The following is a 3,696-nucleotide window of genomic DNA, read 5'->3' on the forward strand; positions in this document are numbered from 1 at the left end:
TAAAAGTAGATCAATAATCAAGTCTCGGGCGTTCATTTTAGCTATTGTCATCTTATGCTAGAACCAGTTTTAAGATATGAAATATTGGAAAAATAAAGAATGGAAATTTTACCCGAATCCGCCTCTTTTAACATCTCTGTAAAAGAGACGGGTTTCAATTTTAAAGGAAAATGAATAATAAAATCACGCCAAGCACGATACGGTACCAAGCAAATACACGTAAGGTATGACGCTCAACAAATTTCACCAAGGCACTCACCACCAGTAATGCAGCAATAAAGGCAGCAACAAATCCCACCGCGATATTCAGCATATTGTCCTGTGTCAGTACATCGGCATTACGAATAAGGTCAAAGGTTGCCGCACCCAGCATGGTTGGCATGGCCAGAAAGAAAGAAAACTCCGTCGCAGCTTTACGTGATAGGCCTGAAAACATTCCTCCCACAATAGTGGCACCTGAACGTGATGTTCCTGGAATCATCGCCACACACTGCGCGCACCCCACAAGAAAAGCCTGTTTATAGGTGATCCTGGTTGCCTCTGTGGTCTTATGCTCAAACTTGATTGATTCCACCCAGAAAATGATGAGGCCACCGACAATCAAGGCAACTGCCACCACAAGTGGACTAAATAGGACGCTTTTAATAAAATCGACCGCAAAAATACCAATCACGACAGCAGGAAAAAATGCAATCAGAACACTAAAAGCAAAGTGTCGTGCTTCTGAATCACCACTAAAAAAACCTTTTAGTAGATCAATAATTTTTTGGCGGTATAACCAGCAGACTGCCAGAATTGCCCCAAGTTGGATCACGACTTCAAAGACACGGCCATCGTCTGAATGGAAGTCAATCATATGACCAAATAAAATCAGGTGCCCTGTACTTGAAATGGGCAAGAACTCTGTCAGCCCTTCAATAAACCCTAAAAACAACGCCTTTAAAATTTCAATGTGTTCCATAACTTACTCGAAAGCCCCCATCTAAAATTCAATAAAAAAATTAACGGCAAGCTTACCCTGAAATAGGTATTTTTTATGTGATTGTCACGTAACGTTTTTAAAAATATGGGGGCTTTTGAAATTCTAGCCTAACATGCAGTTAGATATAAAAATTTGGGAATTTATCTTAAATAATCATCAAGCTATTTTTCTTCTGCATTTGCTCAACCACCTCACGGGTATCAAAGCCCAAACGCCAATACAGTAGCTCTAAAACATCCAGTTCATCTTGAGTAATGATTCGGTCACTCCATAGGCAGCGTTCTGCAATTGCTAAAATATTGAGGCGATCACGCAATAACAAACCTGAAACATCATTCAGGATTTCAGCCAGATCCAGTGGTTCATCCGAAATATCAGCATAGGTTTGCAACTCTTCCTGCGTAAGAAGCTCCTGCAAAATCCGTTCACGGACCTCAAGCTGATTTGGACTGTTAATTTGCTGTACATGCAGCAATGCATCAATCAAATGCACAATTTGCGATTTCAGATCCTCAAACGCTGTGGGCAAATGTGCTGGCATCAGGTTCAACTCATATTTTACCCGCTCCAGCAATAGTGCATCCAGTAAGCCAACCTCACCATCCGCCTGAATAATACAGGCCAGTTTGGTGAGAAACTGACGTGCAATACTGGTGGGCATATGACCAATGTTCTTGCAGGCATCATGGAAAATCTGCACATGAATCCGCCCATCCAGATTTAACAATACATCCACAATCGCATGACTCACCGCCGCATCCTGTGGAATAAACTCACGGTACTGGCGGATCATCAAAATCGCCACCATCACCTCTCTTGAACCCGTCGCGGTCTGCATGGCACGCTGAATCAGTTCTGGGCGTTTTTTATTTTTCCGCATCTCGGGGTTGAGTGGCTTGATCGCATCATTCAAGGCAAAGCTAATCGGTGACAATCGCAACAATGGCAATGGCTGAGGCGAACTCCAAGGCACCGACATATCAGTTATTTCCTCTTCAAGGGAACGAAACAAACTGAATAGCGGGCGATTGCGTAACTTTCTCAGGTTTTCCAGTTGCAAATCCTGTAACAGGGTTGGATTTAACTCATAAATTCGATCTTTAATACCTGGATGAATATTCAGCCAGCTTTGCGGACTCAGTGAGTTGGCAAAGCACATATGCGAAATTGACTCAGAATATGCGCTGTGGATTTGGGAACCTGAATGATGCACATAAATTCGTAGCAAGGTTTGAATATTAGCGTTGTTATTCATCAAACGCATGGTTTTCAGGTCATTGCGAAAGGTTCGGCCACTTAAGGTGAGATACTTGATTAAACGGGTGATCAGGATACCCAAGCTTCCAATCAGCCAAATCACCCCGCCAATCGCCACAAAAATGGTCTCAAACTTATTACGGTAAGAGGTTGCATAGGGATTGTAACCTGCCTGTGCGAGCTTGCTTCCCCATTGGCTAAATGTGGTCAAACCACTATATAGAATTTTAAGTTTGGTATTCTCAACTGCTTCACCTGATAGAATCTGGTTAAACTCATAACTCAACAAACCATAAAGCTCAAGTTCATCCAGATTCTGCAATGCCCCCCAGGTCAAGATAATCACGATATCCTGCGACCTGAAACCAGCGGTTAATGCATTTACCCCCACCTCATCAGGCAATACATACACTGCGGGGGTATCAATCGCAAAGCTGCGTGCAACCTGTTCCACCACTTTTAAAGCAGTACTTTCTTCAGGCGTACTTTCATCAAACACCAGGCGGCGTGCTTTTAGTTGTTTTGCCAGGGAATGTCCGCCCTCACGCAGTACATACAGTTCAGTACTGACAGACCAAATCAGGATAAAGAATAATAGGCAGATAAAATAAGGACTTAAAACATGCCACCAAACTGGCTGGGTATAGTCAAAGAAATGTACCACCAAACCCAAAATTAAATTGAGAATAAAGAGAGTCGATGCCATGGCAAGCAGACAAAAGCTGACTGACCATGCAATATTCTTATTTTCAATTAAATAATGGCTCATTTCTTTCAATGTAAATTTTCCTTATTACATTGTTTCTGTCAGAGGCTCCAGCGCCTCCTGTATCATAAAATAAAAAAGCGGGAAATTCCCGCTTTTCTATGGACCAAAAGGTTTACATTTCTTTGATACCGGTTAAATCTACCGAAGCGGCATCAATATTCACATCTNNATCAATGTAGCCATCGGCTTTCTTTTTTGCTGTGTCATTACGTTTTTGCTCAAGTTCAGCAAGGTATTCCTTGTCAATACCACCCGCCACATAAACACCATCAAAAACAGAGCAGTCAAACTCTCTTAAATCAGGCACCTTGCTGGTACGAACTGCATTTTTCAAATCTTCCAGGTCCTGAAATATCAAACGGTCTGCACCAATAATTTCGCGGATTTCCTCAACGGTACGCTCAGACGCAATCAGTTCAGACTTTGCTGGCATATCAATGCCATAGACATTGGGATATTTCACCATCGGTGCGGCGGAGGCAAAAAATACTTTTTTTGCCCCTGAATCACGCGCCATCTGAATGATTTCATTACAGGTTGTACCGCGTACAATCGAATCATCCACCAATAGAACGTTTTTGTCCTTGAACTCAAGTTCCACAGGATTCAGTTTCTGACGAACTGATTTTTTACGCTGCTGTTGACCAGGCATAATAAAGGTACGTCCGATATAACGGTTTTTCATAAA

Annotated in this window: 3 protein-coding genes; all 3 read right to left on the reverse strand. The window is 42.3% G+C overall.

From position 1 onward, the window contains the following. Positions 1-160: 160 nt before the first annotated feature. The gene (locus tag B4H32_RS10255; RefSeq protein WP_004680817.1) at positions 161-961 is read right to left on the reverse strand and encodes an undecaprenyl-diphosphate phosphatase; all 801 of its coding nucleotides are present in this window, start codon (positions 959-961) and stop codon (positions 161-163) included. A gap of 166 nt (positions 962-1,127) precedes the next feature. After that, positions 1,128-3,017, reverse strand: coding sequence for a peptidase M48 (locus B4H32_RS10260; protein ID WP_286802840.1), 1,890 nt, complete (start codon positions 3,015-3,017; stop codon positions 1,128-1,130). Between the two features lie 103 nt (positions 3,018-3,120). After that, a partial coding sequence (locus tag B4H32_RS10265; RefSeq protein ID WP_414630963.1) for an amidophosphoribosyltransferase occupies positions 3,121-3,696 on the reverse strand: 576 nt, incomplete at its 5' end.

Source organism: Acinetobacter sp. UBA2063, assembly GCF_002333245.1.
GTDB classification, from domain to species: Bacteria; Pseudomonadota; Gammaproteobacteria; order Pseudomonadales; family Moraxellaceae; genus Acinetobacter; species Acinetobacter parvus.

Bases quoted from the DNA above. Each gene is read 5' to 3' on its own strand.
- B4H32_RS10255 (WP_004680817.1), bottom strand. From the start codon at position 961: ATGGAACACATTGAAATTTTAAAGGCGTTGTTTTTAGGGTTTATTGAA.